Annotated in this window: 19 protein-coding genes and 1 riboswitch; of the genes, 8 read left to right on the top strand and 11 right to left on the bottom strand. The window is 71.9% G+C overall.

The window, feature by feature from the left end; translation table 11 throughout:
- The first annotated feature begins 20 nt into the window (after positions 1 to 20).
- Positions 21 to 617 (top strand): GNAT family N-acetyltransferase, encoded by a 597-nt coding sequence (locus ACY34M_RS25240; RefSeq protein WP_462720579.1) that lies wholly within the window; start codon positions 21 to 23, stop codon positions 615 to 617.
- Here ACY34M_RS25240 and ACY34M_RS25235 read toward each other — a convergent pair.
- Both ACY34M_RS25235 and ACY34M_RS25230 read right to left on the bottom strand, forming a co-directional pair.
- Positions 559 to 3,276: a molybdopterin-dependent oxidoreductase gene (locus ACY34M_RS25235; RefSeq protein ID WP_462720578.1), complete on the bottom strand. Its 2,718-nt coding sequence runs from the start codon at positions 3,274 to 3,276 to the stop codon at positions 559 to 561. The two genes, ACY34M_RS25240 and ACY34M_RS25235, sit on opposite strands and share 59 nt — an antisense overlap.
- Entirely contained in the window at positions 3,273 to 4,094 is an 822-nt protein-coding gene (locus ACY34M_RS25230) for an FAD binding domain-containing protein (protein ID WP_462720577.1), read from the bottom strand. Before ACY34M_RS25230 ends, ACY34M_RS25235 begins: the two co-directional genes overlap by 4 nt.
- A gap of 224 nt (positions 4,095 to 4,318) precedes the next feature.
- Between ACY34M_RS25230 and ACY34M_RS25225 the strand changes: the two genes are divergently transcribed.
- On the top strand, positions 4,319 to 5,845 hold the full coding sequence (locus tag ACY34M_RS25225) for a PucR family transcriptional regulator (protein WP_462720576.1): 1,527 nt from the start codon (positions 4,319 to 4,321) through the stop codon (positions 5,843 to 5,845).
- A gap of 24 nt (positions 5,846 to 5,869) precedes the next feature.
- On the opposite strand, the gene ACY34M_RS25220 is transcribed toward ACY34M_RS25225, so the two are convergent.
- Both ACY34M_RS25220 and ACY34M_RS25215 read right to left on the bottom strand, forming a co-directional pair.
- A complete protein-coding gene (locus ACY34M_RS25220) occupies positions 5,870 to 6,526 on the bottom strand; it encodes a hypothetical protein (RefSeq protein WP_462720575.1) in 657 nt (218 codons plus the stop codon).
- A gap of 33 nt (positions 6,527 to 6,559) precedes the next feature.
- Entirely contained in the window at positions 6,560 to 8,092 is a 1,533-nt protein-coding gene (locus ACY34M_RS25215; protein WP_462720574.1) for an alpha/beta hydrolase, read from the bottom strand.
- Between the two features lie 199 nt (positions 8,093 to 8,291).
- On the opposite strand from ACY34M_RS25215, the gene ACY34M_RS25210 reads away from it, so the two are divergent.
- Both ACY34M_RS25210 and ACY34M_RS25205 read left to right on the top strand, forming a co-directional pair.
- Positions 8,292 to 9,470, top strand: coding sequence for a sensor histidine kinase (locus tag ACY34M_RS25210; protein WP_462720573.1), 1,179 nt, complete (start codon positions 8,292 to 8,294; stop codon positions 9,468 to 9,470).
- Between the two features lie 6 nt (positions 9,471 to 9,476).
- Positions 9,477 to 10,163, top strand: coding sequence for a response regulator transcription factor (locus tag ACY34M_RS25205; protein WP_462720572.1), 687 nt, complete (start codon positions 9,477 to 9,479; stop codon positions 10,161 to 10,163).
- Positions 10,164 to 10,204: 41 nt separating this feature from the next.
- On the opposite strand, the gene ACY34M_RS25200 is transcribed toward ACY34M_RS25205, so the two are convergent.
- From ACY34M_RS25200 to ACY34M_RS25185, 4 genes are all read right to left on the bottom strand, one after another.
- A complete protein-coding gene (locus ACY34M_RS25200; RefSeq protein ID WP_462720571.1) occupies positions 10,205 to 11,275 on the bottom strand; it encodes a hypothetical protein in 1,071 nt (356 codons plus the stop codon).
- A 189-nt stretch (positions 11,276 to 11,464) separates the two neighbouring features.
- Positions 11,465 to 12,355 carry a geranyl diphosphate 2-C-methyltransferase gene (locus ACY34M_RS25195; protein ID WP_462720570.1) on the bottom strand — a complete coding sequence of 297 codons (891 nt, stop codon included), beginning with the start codon at positions 12,353 to 12,355 and terminating at the stop codon, positions 11,465 to 11,467.
- 17 nt (positions 12,356 to 12,372) lie between these two features.
- Complete coding sequence (locus ACY34M_RS25190; protein WP_462720569.1) at positions 12,373 to 13,686, bottom strand: family 2 encapsulin nanocompartment cargo protein terpene cyclase; 1,314 nt, start codon at positions 13,684 to 13,686, stop codon at positions 12,373 to 12,375.
- Between the two features lie 53 nt (positions 13,687 to 13,739).
- A complete protein-coding gene (locus ACY34M_RS25185; protein WP_462720568.1) occupies positions 13,740 to 15,158 on the bottom strand; it encodes a family 2B encapsulin nanocompartment shell protein in 1,419 nt (472 codons plus the stop codon).
- Between the two features lie 404 nt (positions 15,159 to 15,562).
- A riboswitch (TPP riboswitch) is annotated at positions 15,563 to 15,658 on the top strand.
- On the opposite strand from ACY34M_RS25185, the gene ACY34M_RS25180 reads away from it, so the two are divergent.
- The 4 genes from ACY34M_RS25180 to thiD all read left to right on the top strand — a co-directional run bounded on the left by ACY34M_RS25180 (position 15,648) and on the right by thiD (position 19,485).
- On the top strand, positions 15,648 to 17,048 hold the full coding sequence (locus tag ACY34M_RS25180; RefSeq protein ID WP_462720567.1) for a purine-cytosine permease family protein: 1,401 nt from the start codon (positions 15,648 to 15,650) through the stop codon (positions 17,046 to 17,048). It overlaps the preceding riboswitch by 11 nt.
- 66 nt (positions 17,049 to 17,114) lie before the next feature.
- Positions 17,115 to 17,936: a hydroxyethylthiazole kinase gene (gene thiM, locus ACY34M_RS25175; protein WP_462720566.1), complete on the top strand. Its 822-nt coding sequence runs from the start codon at positions 17,115 to 17,117 to the stop codon at positions 17,934 to 17,936.
- Complete coding sequence (gene thiE, locus ACY34M_RS25170; RefSeq protein ID WP_462720565.1) at positions 17,933 to 18,667, top strand: thiamine phosphate synthase; 735 nt, start codon at positions 17,933 to 17,935, stop codon at positions 18,665 to 18,667. The genes thiM and thiE overlap by 4 nt, the downstream gene beginning before the upstream one ends.
- Positions 18,664 to 19,485 carry a bifunctional hydroxymethylpyrimidine kinase/phosphomethylpyrimidine kinase gene (thiD, locus tag ACY34M_RS25165; RefSeq protein ID WP_462720564.1) on the top strand — a complete coding sequence of 274 codons (822 nt, stop codon included), beginning with the start codon at positions 18,664 to 18,666 and terminating at the stop codon, positions 19,483 to 19,485. The genes thiE and thiD overlap by 4 nt, the downstream gene beginning before the upstream one ends.
- Here the strand turns inward: thiD and ACY34M_RS25160 are convergent, their stop codons facing one another.
- From ACY34M_RS25160 to ACY34M_RS25150, 3 genes are all read right to left on the bottom strand, one after another.
- Positions 19,486 to 20,205: a cupredoxin domain-containing protein gene (locus ACY34M_RS25160; RefSeq protein ID WP_462720563.1), complete on the bottom strand. Its 720-nt coding sequence runs from the start codon at positions 20,203 to 20,205 to the stop codon at positions 19,486 to 19,488.
- Positions 20,193 to 20,756: a hypothetical protein gene (locus tag ACY34M_RS25155; protein WP_462720562.1), complete on the bottom strand. Its 564-nt coding sequence runs from the start codon at positions 20,754 to 20,756 to the stop codon at positions 20,193 to 20,195. Before ACY34M_RS25155 ends, ACY34M_RS25160 begins: the two co-directional genes overlap by 13 nt.
- A 131-nt stretch (positions 20,757 to 20,887) precedes the next feature.
- Entirely contained in the window at positions 20,888 to 22,009 is a 1,122-nt protein-coding gene (locus ACY34M_RS25150) for a cupredoxin domain-containing protein (protein ID WP_462720561.1), read from the bottom strand.
- Between the last annotated feature and the right edge of the window lie 42 nt (positions 22,010 to 22,051).

Raw genomic sequence — 22,051 nt, 5'->3', positions numbered from 1 at the left:
CTCTGGTTCAAAATGGTCGGATGGTCACGCTCGAGACTCCCCGTCTCCTCCTACGTCGCTGGCGCGAGGGGGACGTCCCGCCCATGGCTGCCGTCAATGCCGACCCCGAGGTCATGCGGTGGATCCGCGACGGGAGCGTCCGCGACGAACAGCAGACCCGCGACGGGATCCGGGCGTGGGAGCGCGAGTGGGAGTCCGAGGGCTTCGGCCTGTTCGCCGTGGAGATCCGGGCCACGGGCGAACTGGCCGGATTCACCGGCCTTTCGGTGCCCCACTTCTTGCCGGAGGTGCTCCCGGCGGTCGAGGTCGGATGGCGGCTTGGACGGTCCCACTGGGGGCAGGGCATTGCCACCGAGGCCGCCGCGGCCGCTGTCCGGTTCGGGTTCGAGGGGCGGGGCCTTGAACGGATCGTCAGCATCACTCAAGTGGGCAACGACGCCTCCGAGCGGGTCATGACGAAACTGGGGATGCGCTTGGACCGCGAGACCGTCAGTCCCGCCGGGGGGCGGCGCGTGCGGGTGTTCGCGTTGTCGTCGGACGAGGTGGGGTGGCGGAGCATCAGCCGACCCGCGACATCGCCAGCCACACCCGGTCCCGTGTCACCGGCACCTCCGTGAAGCGGATGCCCGTCGCGTCGCGCAGGGCGTTGGCGAAGGCCGGGGCGACCGGGTTGAAGGGGCTTTCGCTCATCGACTTGGCGCCGAGCGGGCCGATGGCGTCCGTCGTCTCCATGAAGTGGACCTCGGTGCGCGGGACATCGGCGTACTGGGGGAGTCGGTAGCGGCGGAAGGCGGCCGTGTCGACCGCTCCGCGCTCGTCGATGCGGACCGTCTCGAACAGTGTGGCGCCGAGGGCCTGGGCGATGCCGCCCTCGATCTGGCCGCGGCACTGCATCGGGTTCATGACCGTGCCCGCGTCGGCGGCGTGCACGCTGCGCAGGATGCGGATCTCGCCTGTGCCGGGGTCGACGGCCAGCTTGAACCACTGGGCGTTGAACGCGACCGAGCGCGGGGTGCCGCCGAAGTGGCCGTCGGCGCCGAACTCCACGCCCACCGCGCGCCCGGCGGCGTAGATCTCCTTCAGGAGCAGGCGGCCGTCGGGGTGCACCACCGCCTCCGGTGCGAGGCCGCATTCCGCGCGCGGCACCCGCAGTTGGGTCGCCGCGAAGTCGAGGAGCATGTCGGCCAGGGCGCGGGAGGCGCGCAGCGTGGCCTTGCCCGCGACGACCGTGCCGGTCGAGGCGAAGGCTCCGGTGTCGTGGCGTACGACGTCGGTGTCGGACTGGCGGACGGTGACGTGCTCGACGGTGGTGGCCAGTTCGCCGGCCGCGATCTGCTGGTGGACGGTGGTGGTGCCGTTGCCGAACTCGGCGGTGCCGACGGCCAGATCGAAGGTTCCGTCGGGCAGCAGCGCGGCCTTGGCGTCGGCGATGTGTCCTCCGGGCGGGCCGGTCGCGATCATCGCGAGGGCTGCTCCCTCGCCGACCAGCCAGCCCTCCGGCGCGGGCAGGCCCGCGTCGGTCTGCTCCTGCGCCCGGCGCACCACGGAGACACACTGGTCAAGGCCGTAGCTCGCGATGTGCAGATCCTCCTCGTGGCCTCCGGGCGTGACCATGGGCTCGTCCGCGCCGATGACGTTGCGGGCCTTGAAGTCGAGCGGATCGAGGTCGAGTTGGCGGGCCAGCTCGTCGAAGGCCGACTCGACGGCGAACATGACCTGCCCGAGGCCGTAGCCGCGGAAGGCGCCCGCAGGGACGGTGTTCGTGTAGACGGCGAAGGCGTCGACCTTCTTGTTCTCGGCGCGGTAGACCGCCATGGACTCGCCGACGCTGTGGAACATCACGGCCGGGCCGTGATTGCCGTACGCGCCCGTGTTGGACACCACCCGCAGGCTCAGCGCGGTGAGCGTGCCGTCGCGACGGGCGCCCGCCTTCACGTGGATGGTGAAGGGGTGCCGGGTGGTGGCGCCGTAGAACTGCTCGGGCCGCGTGTACTCCAGCTTCACCGGGCGGCGCAGCTTCAGGACGGCGAGCGCCACGATGTCCTCGACGAGCATCTCCTGCTTGCCGCCGAAGCCACCGCCGACCCGGCCCGCGACGACCCGCACCTTGTCCAGCGGCAGGTCGTAGAGGGCGCACAAGGCGCGGCGTGTCAGGAACGGGGTCTGGGAGCTGGTGCGCACGGTGAGCCGGTCGTCCTCGTCGAACCAGGCGACGGCGCCGTGCGTCTCCAGACTCGCGTGCTGCACGCGCTGGGTGCGGTACGTGTCCTCGTAGACGGCATCGGCCTCGGCGAACCCGGCCTCGATGTCACCGATCTCGCCGTGCGCCTCGCCGACCACGTTGTTCCGCGGACGGGCGATACGGGCCTCTGCGGCGTCCTTGTCGTGGACGACCGGGGCGCCGGGCCGCATCGCCTCCTCCGGGTCGAGGACCGCGGGCAGCACCTCGTACGTCACCTCGACGCGGCGGCAGCCCTCCTCTGCGGCGGCCTCGCTGTCGGCGACGACCGCGGCGACCCGCTGGCCGATGTGGCGGACGGTGTCGTCGAGGACGCGGGTGTCGTCGGGGTCCTCCTCGGGGTGTTCGTGCCGGGCGGTGGAGAAGTGCCGCTCAGGGGCGTCGTGGTGGGTGAGCACGGCGTGCACACCGGGCACGCGCAGCGCGGCCGAGGTGTCGATGGCGGTGACGCGGGCGTGGGCGTGCGGGGAGCGCAGCAGCTTCATGTGCAGCAGCCCCGGCACGTCGAGGTCGAAGGTGTACCGGGCGGTGCCGGTGACGACCTTGGGCCCGGCCGGTGCGGGCAGATTGCGGCCGACGGACTCGCCCGCGCACGGCGCCTCGACGTGCTTCGTGCCGCGCACGGCGTCCTCGATGGCCCGGTAGCCGGTGCACCGGCACAGGTTCCCTTTGAACGCCCGCGGCAGGTCGGCGAGTTTGTCCTCGTCCAGCGCCGCCGTCGTCATGAGGAACCCGGCCGTGCAGAAGCCGCACTGGAAGCCCTGCGCGTCGAGGAACTTCCGCTGTACGGGGTGGAGTTCACCCTCCGGCGAGGCGAGGCCCTCGACCGTGGTGACGGTGCGGCCGTCGGCGCGGAAGGCCGGATACAGGCAGCTGTGCACGGGCTCGCCGTCCACGTGGACCGTGCAGGCGCCGCAGTCGCCCGCGTCGCAGCCCTTCTTTACGCCGAACCAGCCGCGCTCGCGCAGATAGGTGCGCAGACACTGACCCGGGCGCGGTTCCTCCTCGTGGGAACGGCCGTTGACCTCCTTCTTCACTGTGTCGCCTCTCGCAGCTCGCGGCGGATCTCCTCCGCGTACCGGAACGTCATGTGGCGCCGCCACTCGGGCAGCCCGTGGATGTCGTCGAACCACTCGTCGTTCGCGACCGCCGCGTCGATCGCCGACCGCAGTGTCCCGGCGCCCGGCGGCAGCGGGAACCACAGCCGCACCGGCCGCACGGTCGACGCCGTGACCGTGATCGCGAGCGAGCCGTCGACCGGGTCGAGTGTGCCGATGACCAGCACGCCGGAGCGGCCCAGGCCGTACAGGGACGCCTTGCGGAACGCGGTGCGGCAGGCCAGGGCGCGGGCGGGCAGCGTGACCGAGCGCAGCAACTCGCCCTCGCCGAGCACCTTGCGCCCGGCGCCGGTGACGAAGTCGGCGGCCCGCACCCTGCGTCGTACGCCGTCCTGCGCGAGGAGCAGGCACTCGCCGTCGAGCGCGGCGGTCAGCGAGATCATCGGGCCCGCAGGGAGGGCGTTGCAGAGGTTGCCGCCGACCGTGGCCATGTTCCAGATCTTGAAGGAGGCCAGGAAGGCGCGGCAGCACTGCTCGAACAGCCCGGCCGCCTCCGCCGCCAAGTCCTGCGCAAAACGCGACAGTTGGGCGATGGTGCAGGTGGCGGCGATCTCCAGTGAGCCGTCCTCGCGCAGTTCGACCGGCGGCCAGCCGGTGCGGCTCAGGTCCACCAGGCGGCGCAGCGCCGGCTGAGGTTCGGAGAACAGATACGTGCCGCCGCCCAGCCAGGCGTCGCCCGGCCGCCAGGGCGCGGGCAGCCTGGCGTCGCGTATCTCCGTCACCGTGTTCAGGTCCATGGCCGCCAGTGAAGCAACGCGGACCCGCCCCGGACGACTGGTTCACCACACGGAAACAGCGACGTTTCCGGCCCGCCTCTTGGTGAATCAACCAAGAGGCGTTTCCTTCACCTGGCCTTGCATTTACGATGCAGTGACTCGCATGTACCTGGTGAATGCGAGGTGTGCCGGGTGGGTCATCCATGTCGTCCACCACCCGGCGAGCGCACGAGGAGTCGGAACGCATGCACGTCGAACACCTCCTGGAGGACCAGAGCCTCGGACTGCGCCCGTTGTGGGCCCGGGGCACACCCCTGACGCGAGAGATCAGCGGGGTGACCGTCACCGACCTGGAGGACCCGGCCCGTTTCGTGCGCGCGGGGGAGGCCGTGCTCAGCGGTTTGGTGTGGTGGACACCGGACGACGGCGAGGACAAGGCCGAACGCTTCGTCGGCGCGCTGCGGGAGGCGGGCGCCGCCGTCCTGCTGGCGGGGGAGGAGACACATGGCGCCGTCCCGGACGCGCTGATCGAGGCGTGTGTACGACACGAGCTGCCGCTGGCGGCCGTACCGGCGCACGTGATGTTCCGGGCCGTGACCGAGACCGTGTACCTGCAGCAGTGGGGCGAGTTGAGCCGCCGGCACGCGCTGCCGGACTATCTGCGCGAACGGCTCGGCCGCCTCCTGGCCCGGGAGGCCGGGCCGGAGGATCTCCTCACTGCCGCGTTCGCCCACCTGCGCTCGGACGTCGCCGCGTACGTCCTGACGCCCGCGGGACGTACGGTCGCGGCCACGTCCGGTGCGGCGGCGCTGCCCGCGGGGGTCGATCCGCTGGCTGAGGGGGCCGGGGGTGTCACGGTGCCGGTCGACGTGGGCGGCTTCTCCGCGTACGAGCGGTGGCTGCTGCACCTGCCGGATGCCGGGGCCGCGCCGCCCCGACTGGTGCACGAGGTGGCCGCGCTGCTGGGGCGCTGCCAGGAGTCGCGGGCCCGGCGCGCGGCCGCCGACCGGCAGGCCGCGGACGATCTGGGCGCGCTGCTCGCCGGTGGCGAGGCGGATGCCGGGGCGGCCGTGGCAGGTGTCGAGCGGGGGCTGCGGGCCTGTGGGCTTCCGGCCGACGGCCGGTACCTGGTGATCGCGGCGGTCGTCGGTGCGCGGCGGAACGGAGGGACGGCGGCGACGGCGGCACTGCGGGAGGTGGCGGCCTGTGCGGCGCTCGGGCCCGCGGCCGTGGGGAGCCTCCCGGACGGCACCGCGTTCGCCGTGACACCCGAGGGGGAGACGGCCGTCGGACTCGGCGAGGTGTGGCAGCGCATCGCCGCCTGCGACGCGCCCGTACCACTGCACGGTGGCACCGGGTCCCCGGCCGCGGGGCCGCAGGGCCTGGCCGCGGCCCTGGCCGAGGCCCGCTACGCCCTGGCCTGCGCCCGCAGTACGGCCCCCGACGCCTCGCTGCTCACCGATGCCACGGCACTCGGCAGCCTCGACACACTCCTGGCCGGAGTCCCCGCCCCGGTCCGCACCGTGTACAGCCGCACCGTCCTCGGCCCCCTGCTCGAACCGCGCAGCGCGTCCGCCGCCCCCTTCCTGGAGACCCTGCGCACGTTCCTCGCCTGTGACGGCTCATGGGCCCGCACGGCCGAGGCGATGCACCTCCACGTGAACACCGTCCACTACCGCGTCCAGCGCATCGAACACTTCACGGGCCGCGACCTGTCCCGGCTCTCCGACCGGCTGGATCTGTGGGCGGCGTTGGTGTGTCGCGCGGAGTGACCCCAGCCGGGGAGGCACGGGTGGTCAGCCCGCCCCGCCGTCGAGCAGGCGACTGTAGCGCAGCCGCAGGGCCCGCTCCGTGCTCGCTGCCACCGTGACGAGGACGACCGCGAGGTTCATCCACACCGAAAGGTGCACGGGTGAGGTGAACGCGCCGATGTGCTGGGCGATTTCGGGCGGCCTCGTCACCTTCTCGACGAGCTGGGAGAGGAGCAGGGCCAGCGCCGCGGCGAGCGCCACCGCCGAGAGGAAGCCGATGACGCGGCTCAGCGCCGGGTGCCTGCGGTCGAGGTTCGCACGGTGGCCCTCGGCGGAGGCCGGATCGGGGGTGAGCTGCTGCTCGTACCCCTCGGTGGTGACGTAGTGACAGCGCTTGAGGCCGAAGGCGCTCATCGACACCTCGACGGTGCCGCCGGGGACGGGGAAGACGGCGGGGAGCTTGGACACGGCGTGCTGCCTGCCGTCGACGTAGAGCTGCGCCTTGACGTTGCCGGAGCTCTGGTTCTGGCCGTGCCGGACGTCCACGGCGTAGACGGTGTGCCGGCCCGTGGCGTCGTCCGTCAGACGGAGGTGGAACAGGGCCCGGGAGAGCTGCTGCCACCAGCGGAAGCGCTTCAGTTCCCGCCCGTCGCCGGGCTTCACCCGCTGCACCGCCCGACGCCGACGCCATTCCTTGAACATGCCCGTTCTCCACTTCCCCGTGTGCCGGTCGCGTTACTTGGTCGGCTGTTCCGCCGCGCAGTGGCGGTCCTTCGACGGCCGCTTTCCGGCGGTGAGATACGTCGTCACCGCGTCGTTCGCGCAGGTGTTGGTGCCGGACGGGTAGACGCCGTGTCCGCCCTGGTCGGCCGTCACCATGACGGCCCGGTGTCCGAAGGCCCGACGCAGCTTCTCGGCGCCGGCCAGCGGCGTACCGGGGTCCCGCTCGTTCTGCACCATGAGCACGTTCGACGGGCCCTTGTCACCGATGCGTACCGGCGGCTCGGTCCGCTCGTCCGGCCAGAAGGCGCAGGGGCCGATGCTTGCCGTGGAGCCGCCCAGCTTCGGGTACAGCACTCGGTCGATCGCGGCGTTGCGCTGGTACGCGCCGATCGACCGCGGCCAGCGGCTGTCGTTGCAGATCGTGTGGAAGCGGGCGGCCATGAAGTTCTCGAAGTTCGGCATCGCCGGTTCGTCGGGCAGCGGCTCGCCCGTGTCGAGGGCCTGCCAGGTCTTGGCCAGCGTGGCCAGGCTCGCGTCGGTGTAGAGGCTGTCGAGCGTCTTCCCGCGGAACACCGTGCCGTCGTAGCCCTGGACCGGCTTCTCGTCGAGCCGCCGTGCCAACTCGTCGAACTTCTCGGTCACTTGCCGCGGTGTGTCGCCCAGACCGTACTCGGGGTGCGCGGCGGCGAACGCCGCGAAGTCCGGGAACCGGTCCTCCATGCCGCGCGCGAGCATCCGCATGCCCGTGACGTCGTAACCGCCAGGACCCAGGTTGCTGTCGAGCACGATCCGGTCGTCGCGCCGCGGGAACAGCGTCGTGTACACCGAACCGAGCTGGGTGCCGTAGGAGGCGCCGAGATACGAGATCTGCGACTCGCCCAGCGCCGCCCTGATCCGGTCCATGTCGCGCGCGGAGTTCGCGGTGGTGATGTGCGGCAGCAACCCCGACGTGTTCGAGGTGGCGCACTGCTCGGCGACGGTCCGCGCGTGAGCCGCCTCCCTGGCGACGTCGGCCGCGTTGTGCGCGTACGGCGGAATGTTGCCGTGCGCCTGCTGCTCCTCCGTGAGGTCGCAGGTCACCCGGGTGCTGCGGCCGACGCCGCGCGGGTCGAAACCGATCAGGTCGTACGAGTCCTGCACCTCCTGCGGCAGCCCCGTCGTGGCGAGCGTGTACGGGTAGCCGATCCCCGAGATGCCGGGGCCGCCCGGATTCACCAGCATGATGCCGCGCCGCTTCGAGGGCTTCTCGCTCGCCAGCCGGGAGACGGCGATGTCGATCTGCCGGCCGTCCGGATCCCGGTAGTCCAGAGGGACTTGGAGCGTCGCGCACTCGAGCCGGGAGGCGGGGTCGTCGCCGGACTTCTTCGCCCCCTCGGGGGTCTCGGACTTCTCCGACTTCTTGGCGCACGGACTCCATCGCAGGGTGCTGCCGGACGTCGCCCGGGCGGTGTCCGGCGTCGCCGCCAGTGACACACCGGTGAGGGTCGTGGCCGCCACCGCCGATGCGGCGAGGCCGAGCGAAAGTGTCTTCGTCTTCCTGTGCATGTGTGGTGTCTCCTCCGATGCGGGGCGGCAGCTGTCGGGCCGCATGTGAACGAGTCTGTTCAGCGGGCGCTCCCGGCACATCGGCCCGCCGTCCCGACCCGTCTTCGACCGAGGTCGGGGTGGTGCTTCGACCTGCGTAGGGGGTGCGCCAGACCTTGGGCGGCTGCGCGGGCCCGTACGTCCTCGCGACAATGGCGGCATGAACACGGACGCAGCGCCGCCGCTCGCATGGTGGGAGCAGGCCTGGCGGCTGGCGGCCGCGGTGGCGGTGGGCATCCCGGTATGGCTCTCCACGGGTGTGCTGATGGCGCCCGGAGAGGCGGCCGAGACGGGCTCCTGGTTCAGCACCTGGGACCCGCTGGTGGCGCTCGCCTGCCTGGTCCTGCTGCTGTGGCGGCGCCGGTTCCCGCGCACCGTGGCCCTGACGGTCGTGGCCGCCTCGACCACCTCGGGACTCGCCACCGGCGCCGCGCTCCTGGCGCTGGCCTCGCTCGCCACGCGCCGCCGCCGGGTGGAGACCGGCGCCGCCATCGTGCTCTACGTGGCCGCGTCCACGATCGCCGTCCAGTTCTACCCGGTGGACAGCGCGACCGGCCCGGCCTGGCTCCAACTGCTGATTCCGACGCTGACCGCGGGCATCGCGGTGGCCGTCGGCACGGCCGTCGGAGCGCGGCGCGCGGAGGTACAGTCGCTGCGGGAGCGGGCCGCGAGCCTGGAGCGGGAACAGACGGCGCGCGCGGCCCAGGTACGGGCCCAGGAGCGCAACCGGATCGCCCGCGAGATGCACGACGTACTGGCACACCGGATCTCCCTCGTCGCCATGCAGGCCGGAGTCCTCGACCACCGCGCCGACCTCCAGCCCGAGGAACACCGCATGCTGGTCCGCGGCATCGCCGACGGCTCCCACCACGCGCTGGAGGAACTGCGCGACGTCCTCGGCGTGCTCCGCGCCGACCCGGACCGCCCAGAGGCCCCACAGCCCTCCCTCGACGGCGTGCCCGCACTGGTCGAAGAAGCCCGTACATCGGGACTCGATGTCACGCTCACCACCACCGTGACGGGCACACCCTCGGAAACGGTCGGCCGCACCTGCTACCGGATCGTCCAGGAGGGACTGACCAACGCGGCCAAGCACGCCCCCGGCGCGGACGTGCACGTCACCATCGAGGGAACGGAAGGCGGCGAACTCCACGTCGGCGTCCGCAACTCCGCGGGCTCGGGCCGCACGGTCAGGACACCGTCGTCCGGCTACGGCCTGCTCGGCCTCGGCGAGCGCGTCACCCTCGCCGGTGGACGACTCGACCACCGCGCGACGTCCGACGACGGATATGTGCTCACCGCCCAACTACCCTGGCCCCACGCCCCCTACGAGAAATGAGCGCGCGTGGACAGCGAGCGGGATCCGGGACGTGCCGTGCGCGTCGCCATCGTCGACGACGACCAGCTGGTACGGATGGCGCTACGCCTCATCATCGACGGTGAACCGGACCTGACCGTCGTCGCGGAGGCCGCCGACGGGGACGCCGCGATCGGCGCGGTGGACGAACACCGGCCCGACGTCGTGCTCATGGACGTACGGATGCCGGGCCGCGACGGCCTCAGTGCGACGCGTGAGGTCCTCGCCAAGGAGACACCGCCGCGGGTGCTCATGCTCACCACGTTCGACTCCGACGACCTGGTGCTCGGCACCCTGCGCGCCGGGGCGCTCGGCTTCGTCCTCAAGGACACCCCGCCGGCCCGGATCGCCGACGCCGTCCGCACGGTCGCGGACGGCAACCCCGTACTCTCCCCGGAAGCCACCGCGCGGGTCATCGCCGCGGCCACGGGCCCGCAGTCCTCCGACACCCGCAATACGTCCCGCGACGCCGCACGCAAACGCCTCTCGGCCCTGACCGACCGCGAACTCGACACGGCCCGCGCCATCGCGGACGGCCTCGGCAACCCCGAGATCGCCAAGCGCCTCCACATCAGCATCGCGACCGTAAAGGCCCACACCAGCAGCCTCTTCACCAAGCTGGCGGTCGAGAACCGGGTGCAGATCGCACTGCTGGTGCGCGACGCGGCGGAATGACCCGCCACCCGTGACAGCCGGTCACAGGTGCGGCCCTCGGGTCACGACCGCGTCGCCGTCCCGCACTTGTCGTCCCCGGCGTCGCCCATCTGGTCCTTCAGCGTGGTGCTCCGGTCGTACGGGTCGAGTACGGGGCCGTCGCCGGAGGTGCCTTCCTCGGTGAAGGACGGGGTGAGGTAGCCGGTGTAGGTCTCGCAGCCGACGTTGGTGGTGTTCACGCGGTTCGAGACGACCGAGAAGGTGCCCGGCTCGGTGACTATTTTTGCCGGGTCGGGCCAGTTCATCACCACTTCGCGGCGGACGATGACGCGCGTGACACTACGGTCGTCGCCCGCCTCCGCGCGCACCACCGGGTAGACGTAGGTGACGTCCGTGGTCACCTTCAGGGCGCCTTTGTCGCCCTCGGCGTACGTGATGCGGCCGCGGGTCTTGACCACGTCGCCGACCAGTTTCACCTTCGCCGTGTCGAAGCGGCTGAACAGTACGAGGGGGTTGTACTTCTCGCTCGGCGAGGTGAGTGACGTGTTGAGGAAGGTGGCTTCCTTCGGCTGGTGGGGGTTGATGAGGGCGATGGCCTCGGTGGGGCGTTCGCCGCGCAGTACCGCGGGGTCCAGGCTGGAGGCCGTCAGGAAGTCGCGGGAGCGGGACAGTGACTGCGCGACCTGTGTTGTGGTCATCCAGCCAGTGGCCCGGGCCGGGGGCACGTCGATCCCTGCCGCCCCGTCGGCCCAGCGTGCGGCGGGGGATCCGGCGAAGGGTTCCGACAGCGTCGGGGTGCCGGTCGCCTCGCCCGGCGGCGCCGTGGGGCGGACGCTCTCCGTGGTGAGCGGTGTCGCCTCGTCGGCGGAGCCGCCCCGGAGCCAGTTCGTCACGCGTGTCGGGGAGAGCGCCACGATCAGCAGGGCCAGCGCCGCCGCCAGGCCGAGCGCGTACCAGCCACCCCTGCGCCGGGGCCGCCGCGGCGGATGGTGCGCACGCCACGCCTCGACCCGGGCGTCCTCCTCCCGCAAGCGGCGCGTCACCATGCGGGCGCGCGCCGACGGCTCCTTCGGTGCGTCCTTCACACCGTCCTCGGACTCCTGGAGGAAACGCTCCCAATCCTCGTCCGACAACGACGAACCGCTCTGATCCCCACCCGAATTCACCCTGAAATCCCCTTGTGCCGTGCGGTTTCCGTGGCAGCACGCCCCTCCCCAGGGCGGTCCGCCGTCGACGGATAATGGCACAGGTGCGGCGCGGGTCGACGCCGAGGGAGGCGGGACCGTTCACGAACGGCCCCGCCTCGGATGGTCGGTCGACGGTCAGACCCGGTCGGCCGCGATCAGCACGTACTGGAACGAGCCGTCCCTGTACGAGTTGATGAACGCGTCCTCGATCCCCGTGACGAGCGACGACGTGGCCCGCAGCTCCCAGTAGGGCAGGGTGTCGGGGGTGAGGTCGATGACGGCCTGCGGCACGAGGCGGTTGTCGGCCATCGCGCGCAGGTACTCGCGGCGCGAGTGGATGTTGCACTCGAAGTGCGCGTTGATCTGGGACACCCACTTCGAGGGCTGGCCGTAGCGCGGGTTCCAGCAGCCCGTGATGGTCACGTAGCGGCCGCCGACCTCCAGGATGCGGGAGTGCTCGGCGAACAGGTCGTGCAGGTCGACGTACATGGTCGACTCGTTGTTCCACGACGCCGAGATCTGCCCGGTCTCGAACGGGGTGGACAGCATGTTGCAGACGCGCGCCCGCACGTGGTCCTGGATGCCGAGCTCCTCGGCCCGGCCGTTGGCGAAGTCGGCCTGCTTGGCCGAGAGCGTGACCCCCTCGACCTGGCACCCGAAGTGCTGGTGCGCCATCACCATCGAGCCGCCGCGCCCGCAGCCGGCGTCCACCACGGTGTCGTCGCGCCCGATGTCGCCGAGGTGCCTGAGCAGGTAGGCGGCCTGCGCCGACTCGAGCCGGTGCAGCTCGGCGATCAGCTTCTGCTCGTTCGCGTCGCCCGCGGGGTCGCCGAGCGCGGCGCGGTCGACCTCGCCGATGCCGTAGTGGTGGTGGTACAGACCGTCGACATCGCCGAGCCGCAGATTGACCGGCCGGGCCTCGCCGTCCCAGTAGCGCGCGATGTCGCCCTGGTAGGGGGTGGCAGGCTCGGGGATGAACGGAGAGGTGGTGCTGGGAGCCGTGGCGGTGAGTTCGGTGCTGGTCACTGAATGAATCCCATCTCTTACCAGAAGTCCGGCAGGCTGTAGCGGTACGTGTTGTTCTGGTGCCATTGGTGGTTGCCGTCGACCCACGCCGCGACGCCCCGCAGGAAGCGCTGGACGTTCGGGAGCGGGCAGGCGGCGGCCAGGGCCGCGGCCTCTGTTTCGAAGGCGTGCATGAGTTCGTTGTGGACCTCGACCGACTTGAGGTAGGCCTCCTTGTCGGACAGGTCCTCGCGTTCGGCGATCACGACCGGCAGGTTCAAGTGCCGGCCAGGGGCGTCGAGTTCCTTCGTGTAGGAGTACAGGTCGTTGACGATGGTCGTCGCGTTGCCCGCGAGCGCGATGACCTTCTGCATGTCCGGCAGGGCATGCAGGTCCGCCGGCAGTTCGTAGCCGCCGACGGTGTCGGTGATGGTCGGGCAGGGGCGGAAGTTGTTGAACTGGCGCATCGCCAGGTACTCCCACACCTCCGGTACGTGGTCCTGCTCGGACCAGGCGGCCTCGGCGAGGTATCCCATGTGCAGGCGGGCCATGTCGTGCCGGTACCGGTCGGCCTGGGACGGACTGCTCGCCCGGACGAAGTACTCCATGGCGGAGCGGTAGGCGCGCCGGGGCGCGTCCGCGTGGAGCGACTCGGCCCACTGCGGCTGGTACTCCTGCGTCGTGTACAGCGGGTCGAGGGTGGTGTGGGCCAGCAGGAGCCGTGAGCCGAGGCCGACGGGCGAGCCGCCGTGGTCCTCGCAGTAGCAGTCGTCCAGCGCGTTCTCGGCCATCATCAGCCGGGTGGCGATCATGACGTGGTCGACCGTGGGTGCGTCGGGGTGACAGCCGACCATGTAGCTGCCCACGGAGAACCCGTCGAACTCCTCCTCCCAGTCGTCGGGATACAGGCTCACCTCGTCCAGCGCCCAGTCCTTGATCCGGCGGCTGACCTCCGCGACCCGTACGGGGTCAGGGTCGGGCACCGGGTGGTGGTACAGGCCGGGAACGGGGCGGCCCTTCGCCGGCGCCGGATCCGCGGGCGCCGGTCGGTGTGTCGGCGGCTCCTCGCACGGAGTCAGCCGCAGGCCCGCCGTGCCGAGCCCGCTCGGACCGCGCAGCACCCGCTCCAAACCGGCGTCCACGGAAGGCACTCCGGCCGCCGGTGCCTCGACCGCGGGAGCCTCGGCGACGGTGGAAACGGCATCGGCGACGGAGGGCGCGCGGGGCGGGCCGCCCGTGGCAGCGCTGATGTCACGGGCGCGGGCAGCGGCGTCGGCAAGGACCTGCGCCCCGAAGCGGGAGGCCGCTTCCGGCAGGCTCGACTGCACAGGTGTCGGCTCGGGCGGGGGCATCCATGTCTCCTTGAGGGCTCCTTGGTGGGTGGGCGGCTGCGGTCCTGCCCCGCTTACCTGCCGGGCCAGCGGCCGATCTGCACGTTCTCCAGCACGCCGACCGCGTCCGGCACGAGGATCGCGGCGGAGTAGTAGGTGCTGACGAGGTACTTGGTGATGGCCTGCTCGTCGATGCCCATGAACCGCACCGACAGGCCCGGCTCGTACTCGTCCGGCAGACCCGTCTGGTGCAGGCCGACGACACCCTGGTTGTCCTCGCCGGTACGCATGACGAGGATCGAGCTGGTCCGCTCCTTGGTGACCGGGATCTTGTTGCAGGGCAGGATCGGCACCCCGCGCCAGGCCGGGACCTGCTGGCCGCCGAGGTCCACGTGGTCGGGGTACAGGCCCCGCGCGTTGAACTCGCGGCCCATCGCCGCGATCGTGCGGGGGTGCGCCAGGAAGAACTTCGAGCCGCGGCGGCGGCAGAGCAGCTCGTCCAGGTCGTCCGGGGTCGGCGGGCCCGAGTGCGGCTGGATGCGCTGCTTGAAGTCGGCGTTGTGGAGCAGGCCGAACTCCCGGTTGTTGACCAGCTCGTGCTCCTGGCGTTCGCGCAACGCCTCGATGGTGAGCCTGAGTTGCTCCTTGGTCTGGTTCATCGGCTCGTTGTAGAGGTCCGCGACCCTGGTGTGGACCCGCAGGATCGTCTGGGCCGCCGACAGCTCGTACTCGCGCGGTTTGGCCTCGTAGTCGACGAAGGCGCCGGGCAGTTCGTGCTCGCCGACGTGCCCCGCCGACATCGGGATCTCGGCCTCGCCGCGGTGGTTCTGACCCCGGCCCGCGAGCGAGGTGAACTCGTCCACGTGCTCCTGCAGTTGCGGTGCGGATGACAGCACGGACGCGAAGTCGGCGCGCGAGAGGGTGAGCAGGGTGCCCGAGGTGTCGGCGACCGCGGTCTGCTCCCAGCGGGCGTCCTCGTCCAGCAGAGCGTGGTCGCCGAAGCGGTCGCCGTCGGCGAGGACGTCGAGGGCGACCTCGTCGCCGTACTCGCCCTCGGAGAACTGGCTGACGCGGCCGTGCGCGATGAGGTGGAGCTTGTCCGCGGGCGCCCCGCGCTCGACCAGGGTGTCGCCGGCCCGGAAGTCGCGCTGCACGCAGCGGTCGGCGATGGCGGTGAGCACCTCGACGTCGTCGAAGCCGCGCAGCAGGGCCAGTTCACCGAGTTCGCGGGGGATCACCCGGACGTCGCCGCCGTCCTGGATGAACTCGATGGTCCCGTCGCCGACGGTGTAGGTCAGGCGGCGGTTCACCCGGTAGACGCCGCCCTTGGTCTCCACCCAGGGCAGCATGCGCAGCAGCCACCGCGAGGTGATCTCCTGCATCTGCGGTGCGGACTTGGTCGTGGTGGCGAGATTGCGGGCGGCCGCCGTGCCCAGACTCTTCTGCTGGGGCGGCACCGAGGCGGTCTCCGGCGTGGTCGAGTCAACTGTCATCGGGTGAGCTCTCCTTGGTCGGGCGAAAGCGTTCAAGCTCGTAACAACGGGACAGAAGAAGGAAAGGCGAATATGTCGGAGGTAATGCCTCCAGAACTTGCATCACCGTAAGGGCCGCCCGGGCCGTCCGGCCAAGGGAAATCGGCGACATTAACTCGATGCGATGATCAAGGACCGCGCGGTGTTTGCCCCGTGACCGATGGAACTCAGCCCGATTTTCTGAAGAGCCCGAAGGGGCCCCGGCCCCGGCTCACGCGGCATGAGCGCGCCGCGGCGCCGCAAACCGACAAAAGTCGGCCACCTGCCGCAGAGCTCCGCATTGCCGACCGGGTATCGCGCGCGGTACGGGCGGAACCGGAACCCGCCCGCGCGGCTGTGCGAGCCACCGCGTTACCCTGGCCGCCGTACCGGACACGGGGTGCCCCCACCAGAGGGCTGAGAACACACCCGTCGAACCTGAACCAGTTCGTACTGGCGGAGGGATGTCTCATGCCTGTGGCGCATGTTTCCAATGGCCTGCCTGCCGACCGCGAGAGCGGCGCCTTCGACGGGCGGATGCCCGCGGCACCCGGCGACCTCGGCATCGAGGGGCACGGCATCGAACCGGTGCCCGAGGCCAACCGCTATGGCGGGGCCGGGCGCCTGTTCACCGTCTGGTTCGCCCCGAACCTGACCATGACCGGCGTCTTCACCGGCACCGTCGGCATCGCCCTCGGCCTCGACTTCGCCACCGCGCTCGCCGCCGTCGTGCTCGGCACCCTGATCGGCGCGATACCGACCGCGTACCTGGGCACGTGGGGCAGCCGCACCGGAGCCGGGCAGTTGCCACTGGCCGGGCTCGCCTTCGGGCGCGGCGTCGTACTGCCGGGCGTGCTCCAGTGGCTGTCGTCCATCGCCTGGGACGCGCTGATCGGCCTGTTCGGCGGCGACGCGCTGGCCCGGCTGTTCGGCTGGCCGTTCTGGCTCGGCGTCCTCGTCATGCTGCTCGCCCAGGGACTCCTCGGCGTCCTCGGCTACGAGGCCATCCACCGGCTGCAGATCGTCATGACCTTCGTGCTCGGCGCCGCCTTCGCGCTCATCGCCTGGCGGATGCTCGACGGCGTGCACCCCGCCGCCCACGGCTCCGCACTGGGCGCCGACCGCGCCGGGGCGTTCGTCCTGACCAGCACCATCGCGCTCAGCCTCAGCCTGTCCTGGGCGCCGTACGCCAGCGACTTCAGCCGCTACCTGCCCGCGGCCACTTCCCGCAAGCGCATGTTCTGGTACACGCTGCTCGGCCTGCTGGTGTCGTTCACGGCCGTCCAGGCCCTCGGCCTGTGGGGCGCCTCCGTGCTCACCGACCAGACCGCGGCCGGCGTCGACAAGATCCTCGGCGGGGGAGCGCTCGGCGCGTTCGGACTGCTCGCCGTGGCCCTCGCCGCGCTGTGCAGCAACGCCATGAACGACTACAGCGGCTCACTCGCCCTCCAGACCATCGGCGTGCGCATCCCGCGCCCCGTGGCCGCGGCTCTCGCCGCCGTGCTCGGCTTCCCGCTCGTGCTGTGGATGCACGCTGCCGACACCACCGCGCGCTTTCAGAATGTGCTGCTGTTCGTCGGGTACTGGATCCCCGGATTCGTCGCCATCGTCCTGGTCGACTGGCGCGCGCGGGCCAGGGCGCGCGCCGGGGCACCGCTCGACCTCGCCGCCGAGCGCGAGCGACGACAGCCCGCCTGGCCCGCCCTGCTGGCCTTCGCGGCGGCCTTCGGCGCGGCGGTCCCGTTCATGGACACCAGCCTGTACGTGGGCCCGGTGGCCGACGCGCTGCACGGCGCGGACGTGTCGTACTACGTGGCGTTCCTCGTGGCCGCCGCCGTATACGCGCCGCTGCGGCTGCGACGACGCGGCTGACCTGCCCCCCCGCCGTACGAGTCCCTGTACCTCGCACCTCGCACCTCCTGTACTTGGAGTCACCCCATGCCCCAGACGTCCCCCGGCCGCCCCGATGACCTCGTCGCCTTCGCGGCGCAGGCGCTCGGGCGCGTACAGAACGACGCACCGCTGGTGCAGTGCCTGACGAACGCGGTCGTCACCGGGTTCACCGCCAACGTCCTGCTCGCGGTCGGCGCCGCGCCCGCCATGGTCGACATCCCGGACGAGGCGGGGGCCTTCGCCCGCGTCGCCTCCGGCGTGCTGGTCAACCTCGGCACCCCGCGCGTCGAACAGCGCGCCGCGATGCCCGAGGCGGCGCGGGCCGCGGCCGAGGCGGGCACGCCGTGGGTCCTCGACCCGGTGGCCGTCGGCGCGCTGCCCGTGCGCACGGCGCTCGCCGCCGACCTGCTCGCGCTGCGGCCGACCGTGATCCGGGGCAACGCCTCCGAGATCATCGCGCTCGCGGGCGCGGGCGGCGGCGGCCGGGGCGTGGACGCCTCCCACGGTGTCGACGACGCCGAGGACGCGGCCGCCGAGCTCGCCCGCCGCGCGGGCAGCGTGGTCGCCGTGTCGGGACCCGTGGACTACATCACGGACGGCACGCGCGCCGCCCGGATCGCCAACGGGGACGCCCTGCTGACCCGCGTCACCGGCGGCGGCTGCGCGCTCGGCGCGGTGATGGCCGCGTTCGCCGGGGTGGACGAGGACCGGTTCGCGACGACCGTCGCCGCCTCCACCGCGTACACGATCGCCGCCGAGTCCGCGGCGCGGGCGGCGTCCGGACCCGGCAGCTTCGCGGTCGGCTTCCTGGACGCGCTCGCCGCGCTGACCCCGGAGGACGTGGCGGTGCGGGCGGACGTGTCATGACGGCCCGTACTCATTCCGCGGACGGGAAGGTCGACTTGTCGGTTTATCTCGTCACCGACCCGGACCAGTGCGCGGCGCGCGGCCGGAGCGTGGCCGAGACCGTCGAGCGGGCCGTGGCCGGGGGCGTCACCGCTGTGCAGATCCGGGAGAAGCACGCGGGCGGCCGGGAGTTCCTGCGGACCGTCCTGGACGTCGCCGAGATCCTGCCCGACCATGTCGCGCTGATCGTCAACGACCGGGTCGACGTGTTCCTGGCCGCACGGGCGCACGGCGCACGGGTTACGGGTGTCCACGTGGGCCAGTCCGACCTGCCCGCCACCTCCGTGCGCCACCTCATCGGCGACGAAGCCGTGCTGGGTCTGAGCGCGGCCACCGCCGACGAGCTGCACGCCGCCGCGACGTCCGCCGCGCGCGTCGACCACGTCGGCATCGGCGCCCTGCACGCCACCCGCACCAAGGCCGACGCCCCCGAGCCCCTCGGCCGCGACGGCTTCGCCGCGCTGGTCCGGCTGAGCGAGCTGCCTGCCGTGGCGATCGGCGGTGTCAGCTCCGCCGACCTGCCGCACCTGCGGGCCGCGGGTGCGGCAGGGGCCGCGATCGTGTCCGGCATCTGTGCCGCGGACGACCCCCGCGCCGCCGCCAGGTCCTACGCCGCCGCGTGGTCCGGCGGCCAGGACACCCACACCCGTACACCGGCCCGTAGCCGTATCCGAAAGGATGTCTCCGCATGACCGAGACGCCGCCCGCGGTCGCGCCGCCCCGCGTGCTGACCATCGCCGGATCGGACTCCGGCGGAGGCGCCGGGATCCAGGCCGACCTCAAGACGATGCTGGCCCTCGGCGCGCACGGCATGAGCGTGCTCACCGCGGTCACGGCCCAGAACTCCCTTGGTGTACAGGGCGCTTGGAGCCTGCCGCTGGAGGCGGTGCGCGCCCAGTACCGCAGCGTCGTCGACGACATCGGTGTGCAGGCGCTCAAGACCGGAATGCTCGCCGACCCCGACATGGTCGTCACGGTCGCCGAGCTGCTGGCCGAGGCGCCGGCCCCCGTGGTCGTGGACCCCGTCAGCGTCTCCAAGCACGGCGACCGGCTGCTCGCCAACGACGCCGTCGACGCCGTACGCGACCGGCTGCTGCCGGTGGCGACCGTGGTCACCCCGAACCTCGACGAGGTCGCCGAACTCACCGGCGTGGCGGTCGAGGTGGACACCGCCGAGGCCGACATGCGACGCGCCGCCGAGCGACTGCTCGCGTACGGCCCCCGTTGGGTGCTGGTCAAGGGCGGTCATCTGCCCGGCGAGGCGGTCGACCTGCTCACCGACGGCGCGAGCGAACACTGGCTGCGCTCGCCGCGCCACGACAACGCCCACACCCACGGCACCGGCTGCACCCTCGCCTCGGCGGTCGCGGTCGGCCTGGCCGGGGGTCATGATGTGCCGGAGGCGGTGCGCCGGGCGAAGGAGTACGTGACCGGGGCCATCGCGGCGGGATTCGCGCTCGGCGACGGGATCGGGCCGGTCGACCACGGGTGGCGGTTCCGCGCGGTGTGATCACTTCCCTTCGGGAGGCTGTGCGGAGGCGGTCGCCGCCGCACGGGAGCCGACCAAGAGCAGGCAGAGCACGGCGAACCCGGCGACGATCCCGGCCAGGACGAGCAGCGGATCGAGCGGACGGGCGGCGCCGACGGCCTGCGTCGCGGGGGTCTGCTCCGCTTCCGTCTCCGGAGTGGGGGATGCGGGGACCGACGGTGCGGCGGCCGCGCTGCTGTGGTGCTCGGACGGTGTGGGCGACGAGCTGTGCGTGGCGCGGTGCGTGGGGCTCGGGCTCGACGTCTTGGTGGGTGTCCGGCCGTGCTGCTCATGGGTGTGGACTGCCGCAGGGGGCGGAGTGCTGGGAGCCGGGGCGCGGGTCGTCCCGGCGGCCTTGACGACGATGCCGCCGGTCATTCCCGGGTGCACGGTGCAGACATAGCCGTACGAGCCCGCCGTGGTGAACGTATGGCTCCAGGTGCCGCCCTTGTCGAGCATCGGCGAGTGGATCGGGGCCGGTCCCGAGGTGGTCTTCACGTCGTGCGGCGCGGTGTCCTGGTTGACCCAGGTGACGGTGTCGCCGACGGGGATCGTGAGCGTACGCGGCCCGAACGTGTAGCCCGACATGAGCACTTGGTGGCCCGCGGCGTGCACGCTGGGCGCGGGGAGGAACACGAGGGCGCCGGAGCTGAGCAGGGTGGCGAGCGAGAGGCGTACGGCGCGGTGGGTCAGGCGGGGCATGTGAACTCCGCGGCGACGAGCAGACGCAGCTGGTCTGCGGGGCGGATGCGGGACAGGGCGAAGCCCGTGGTGCGGCGCAGATGGCGGTGGGGGACGCGTGCGGTTCCGACGACGAGCAGGCTGTCGTCGGTGCGGGTGACGACACGCAGGGGCAGTGTCGCGGGGACGCCCGGAACGGTCGGGTCGGCCGTGGCCAGTTCGCCGTGGAAGAGCAGCCGGGAGCCGTTCGCGTGCGGTTCCAGTGAGGTGCCGACGAAGGTGAGTGTGTCGCCGCCGAGTGCGTCACCGGTGAGCTTGAGGGCCAGCACGCAGTCGTCGGGCGACGGCGCGACGGTGAGGGTCGCCTCGTCGGCGGTGACGCGGCGGCGCAGAGTGGTCAACGGGCCGAGAAAGGTGGCGAGTTCGACGATGCAGCGGTCGCCTGGGGCGGTGTACGTGCCGGGGCGCGGCAGCCAAGCCGGGTGGCCCGGTTCGGGTGGTCTGGTGTCCGGCGTGGGAAGGGTTCGCGTGGTCGGGTGAGTGCTGGTGGGCGTACTCATGTGTGCGCTCATGGCGGGCACCTCGGTTCACGAGGGAGGGGCATGGCATTGGAGAGGTCGTGCGGGGACAATGGCCGCGGTGGCGGGCCGGCCGACTGCGATTCGGCCGGCCCGCCATCACGCGCCTCGTCGGCGACCCCGGTTCAGCAGGAGGTCGTGACGTAGTTGATCGACGGTGCGAGAAGGTGCTCGGCCCAGACCGTGTGCATCTTGACGTACGCGTCGGGGTTGAGGATGTCCGCCACCTGCTGGCCGGGGGACTCCTCGAGGTGGGCGGAGTTGACGTGCTGGAGCAGGACGCCGAGCGTGTCGTCGAGGACGGTGCCGCCGCCTTCCACGGCAGGCGTGAGGATCGACTCGACCCAGACCGTGTGCATCTTGATGTAGCTGTCGAGCTTCAGCGCGTCCTGGACCTGCTGTCCGGGGGACTCCTCCAAGTGGGCCTTGTTGAGGTGCTGGAGGATGGGCAGGAGGACCTGCTGAACGCTCTGGCACTGCCCGGCGTCGTCACCGTCGTCGCCACCGCCCGTGCCACCGCTGGACCCGCCGGTGGCGCCGCCCATGGAGCCGCCGGACCCGTGGCCCCCGGACGAGCCGCCGGACGAACCTCCGGTCGAGCCGCCCGTCGAGCCGCCCGTCGAGCCCCCGCCGGCGCCGCCGGTCGAGCCTCCGGAGTCCGAGCCGCCGGTGCTGCCCGAACCACCTGTGCTGCCCGAACCACCCGTTCCGGAGCCACCCGTGTCGGAGCCGCCCGTCGAGCCCCCGGAGTCGTCCGCCTCCACCGTGATCGACGCGACCATGTCGGGGTGCACGGCGCAGTAGTACTCGTACGTGCCCGGCTTCGTGAAGGTGTACGACCAGCTGTCGCCCTTCTCCATCGTGCCGGAGTCGAACTTCGCGGGGCCGCTCGTCGCGGTGACCGTGTGCGGAGCGGTGTCCTCGTTGACCCACTTCACGGTCTCGCCGACCTTGACGGTCATCTTGGTCTGCGCGAACTTCATGTCCGCGATCTTCATGGTGTGGTCGGCCGCAGCCGCCGCGGCGGGTTGCTGCTCCTGCGCCTGGGCCATCGGGTGGGCCTCGGCGGCCGGTTGGGCCGCGACCGGGGCGGGAACCGATGCCCCGTCGGCCGCCTGAAGGAGGCCGAGACAGCCCACGGACGCCAGGGCGGCGCCGAGCCCGGCAGCGAGCAGGACACGATTGCCGCGCCGGGACGGCGGGCGTTGCCGCACCTGTGTGTCGTGATCGGAAACGTCAGTAGTCATGAACGAACTGCTCCTCACGGATTCTTGCGGATCAGGTTCCGG

The organism is Streptomyces sp. EDA2-14 (assembly GCF_054963755.1).
This window is presented reverse-complemented; position numbering and strand designations above follow the sequence as displayed.